The organism is Deltaproteobacteria bacterium (assembly GCA_005879795.1).
Taxonomy (GTDB): domain Bacteria; phylum Desulfobacterota; class Binatia; order DP-6; family DP-6; genus DP-6.
Genome location: VBKJ01000244.1, coordinates 1 through 3,091 on the forward strand (window position 1 = coordinate 1; position 3,091 = coordinate 3,091).

General features: G+C 67.1%; 5 protein-coding genes. All 5 read left to right on the forward strand.

The genetic code is table 11. From position 1 onward, the window contains the following. The first annotated feature begins 89 nt into the window (after positions 1 to 89). A complete protein-coding gene (locus E6J59_19600; protein TMB15980.1) occupies positions 90 to 503 on the forward strand; it encodes a MerR family transcriptional regulator in 414 nt (137 codons plus the stop codon). Further along, positions 484 to 837 (forward strand): mercury transporter, encoded by a 354-nt coding sequence (locus E6J59_19605; protein TMB15981.1) that lies wholly within the window; start codon positions 484 to 486, stop codon positions 835 to 837. The genes E6J59_19600 and E6J59_19605 overlap by 20 nt, the downstream gene beginning before the upstream one ends. 10 nt (positions 838 to 847) lie before the next feature. Beyond that, a complete protein-coding gene (locus E6J59_19610; GenBank protein TMB15982.1) occupies positions 848 to 1,231 on the forward strand; it encodes a heavy-metal-associated domain-containing protein in 384 nt (127 codons plus the stop codon). Between the two features lie 50 nt (positions 1,232 to 1,281). After that, the gene (gene merA / locus E6J59_19615) at positions 1,282 to 2,700 is read left to right on the forward strand and encodes a mercury(II) reductase (protein ID TMB15984.1); all 1,419 of its coding nucleotides are present in this window, start codon (positions 1,282 to 1,284) and stop codon (positions 2,698 to 2,700) included. 46 nt (positions 2,701 to 2,746) lie between these two features. Next, positions 2,747 to 3,091 (forward strand): hypothetical protein (locus E6J59_19620; GenBank protein ID TMB15983.1); only part of this gene is annotated, 345 nt, incomplete at its 3' end.

Consider the following 3,091-nt stretch of genomic DNA (forward strand, 5'->3'; position numbering starts at 1 on the left):
GCCGTGTAGCAAGGCGCGTGTGCCACCCCTTGACCATATACCTTGGTACAAGGTCTATCTTGTCCTAGAGCCTCAAGGAGAGCTCAGGAATGGCGTTGACCATCGGTCAGGTCGCGGACGCGGCTGACGTGAACATCCAGACGATCCGCTATTACGAGCGGCGTGGCCTCTTTCCGACCCCGCGGCGCACTCCGGCTGGATATCGCCAGTACGCCGATGACGCGGTGGCGCGCCTGCGTTTCATCAAGCACGCGCAGGAGCTCGGTTTCTCGTTGCAGGAGATCCAGGAGTTGCTCGGGCTGCGCGTCCGGCACGGGGCCGCCTGCGATGCCGTCGAGCGGAAAACGAGACAGAAGATTGAGGTCGTCCATCAGAGGATCCGCGACCTCCAGCGCATGAAACGCACCCTGGAGCGGCTGGCCGCGGCCTGTGCCGCCCGACGGCCAACGGACGACTGCCCGATCCTGGAGGTATTGGAAGACCATGACGAAGTCGGTCACTAAGACGGCACTCGCTGCAGCTGGCGGTGTTGTCGCGGCCGTGGTGTCGACACTCTGCTGCGCTGGACCGCTCGTCGCCGTCGCGTTCGGCCTGAGTGGCGCCGGGCTCGCGGCGACGTTCGAGCCGCTGCGGCCCTACTTCGTCGCCGGGACCGTGCTGGCGCTCGGCTTCGGCTTCGTCGTGCTCCGAGGTGAGGAGAAGCGGGCGTGCGAGCCTGGAACCTTGTGTGCCTCGCCGCTCGCCCGCCGCCGGATGAAGTGGGCGCTGTGGACGGCGACGATCGTGTCTATCCCGCTGCTCACGTTCCCCTGGTGGTCGAAACTCGTGCTGGGTTAGGAGGTTTACCATGTTGTCGTCATGGAAGGTCACGTTGCTTTTCGCTGCCGGAGTCGGCGGGGCCGCAGTCCTCTGCCCATTGTGCGGCGCGGGACTCCAGACGGCCGGCGCGCAGCCCGCGCAGGTCGGACTGCAGGCTGCGGACACGGCGACGGTTCGGCTGCACATCTCCAAGATGACGTGCGGAAGTTGCCCCGCAACCGCACGACTCGCCTTGAAGCGGCTTCCCGGCGTGTACAGCGCCACCGTGACGCTGGACGACAGCCTCGGTATCGTGCGCTACGACCCGCGGCAGGTCAGCCCGGTGCAGATCGCCGCGCACCTCACTCGACTCACCGGGTTCGGCGCAACGATCCTGCCGGACACGACGAGAACCCCGGGAGGCGGCCAGTGACCGAGGCGCGGAGAACTCATGGGCAGTACAAAGGGTCCGAGGCGCCGACGGTGATCACAAAAGGCGGCGTCGAGTTCGACCTCCTGGTCGTGGGCGGTGGCTCCGCGGGGTTCGCCGCTGCCATTAAACCCGCGGACCTCGGCGCCCGCGTCGCAATGGTCGAAGGGGGCACGCTCGGTGGGACCTGTGTGAACGTCGGCTGTGTGCCGTCGAAGACGCTCATCCGCGCCGCCGAGGCACAGCACCGGAGGGTTCACCACGGATTTCGGGGGATCCCCACGACCGATGGGCAGCCCGACTGGTCGACGGTGCGCGGCGAGAAGGATGCGCTCGTGGCCGAGCTGCGGCAGACGAAGTACTGGAACGTGCTGCGGGCGTACCCTTCCATCACGCTGTTCCAGGAGCGCGCCACGTTCGTCTCCGGTCGCGAGGTTCGACTCGCGAGTGGTCGTACGCTGACTGCTGGCAAGATCGTGGTGACCACGGGATCCTCTCCCTGGGCACCGCCCATCCCAGGTCTCGCCGAGGCCGGCTACCTCGACAATGCGTCGGCGATGGCGTTGGAGCGCCTTCCCCAATCCCTCATCGTGATCGGCGGGAGCGCTGTGGGTCTCGAGCTGGCGCAGATGTTCGCGCGGCTCGGCGTGCGGGTGACCGTCCTCGAAGCGCTGCCTCGCGTCGTCCCAGCGGAAGACGCAGATATCGGCAACGCCCTGGCGGACCACCTCCGGTCGGAGGGGCTCGACGTCTACACCGACGTCAGGGTTGATCGAGTGAGCAGGGGCACCGATGGCTACGAGGTCCAGTACCACGCAGGTTCTGCCGCGCGCCTTGCACGCGCCGAACAGCTGCTGGTCGCCACGGGTCGCCGAGCCAACACGGCGGGGTTTGGGCTCGACACGATCGGCATCACCATCGGCACGAAGGGAGAAATCGTCGTCGGCGACTTTCTGCAGACGACGAACCCGAACGTGTATGCCGCAGGCGACGTGATCGGCGACCCCATGTTCGTGTATGTGGCGGCCTATGCTGGTGCACTGGCGGCGGAGAACGCCCTGACCGGGAACGAGCGCCGGTACGACCTCTCGGCGCTGCCCAAAGTGACTTTTACCGATCCCGCCGTCTCCTCCGTCGGCCTTACTGAGAACGAGGCACGAGCTCAGGGGATCGAGCCGCTCGTCTCCAAGCTGCCGCTCGAGCACGTGCCGAGGGCGCTCGCGGCGCATGACACGCGGGGATTCATCAAGCTCGTGGCGGATGCTGGTACCAAGAAGATCGTCGGCGCGCACATCCTCGCGGCCGAGGCCGGGGAGATGGTCACCGAGCCAGCGCTCGCGATCAAGTTTGGGCTGACGATCGAGGATCTCACATCAACGTTCCACCCGTACCTGACGTTGTCGGAGGGGATCAAGCTTGCCGCTCAGGCGTTCACCAAGGACGTGGCGAAGCTCTCCTGCTGCGCGGCCTAGCGAATTCGGGCAGCCGCTCAGAGCGCTCGACGTCGCGGGCTTTCGGTTGCGCGACGCGGTCTACGATCCAGCGCAGGAGATTCCACGGCAGCCGCACCCGTGGGCGAGCCTCTGCCTCGCCGTCGAGGGCGGCTACGTGGAAGACTGGGGTCGGATCCGCGTGCGCTGCGGACCCGCGTCCCTGGTCTTTCACCCGCCCCACGAAGTGTACGGCGACCGGATCTCGGACGCCGGGAGTCGATGCTTCACCGTCGCGATCGCCCCGACCGTCTTCATGACCGCGGCCGAGGCCGTCCCCGCCCTGACCCGCCTCAATGCCCTGCGGAGCGGTGCGCCCAGCTGGCTCGCCTTCCAGCTCCGCGCGGAGCTCGAGCTGGGAGACGACCTGTCA

Bases quoted from the DNA above. Each gene is read 5' to 3' on its own strand.
- E6J59_19610 (TMB15982.1), top strand. From the start codon at position 848: ATGTTGTCGTCATGGAAGGTCACGTTGCTTTTCGCTGCCGGAGTCGGC.
- E6J59_19600 (TMB15980.1), top strand. From the start codon at position 90: ATGGCGTTGACCATCGGTCAGGTCGCGGACGCGGCTGACGTGAACATC.
- E6J59_19605 (TMB15981.1), top strand. From the start codon at position 484: ATGACGAAGTCGGTCACTAAGACGGCACTCGCTGCAGCTGGCGGTGTT.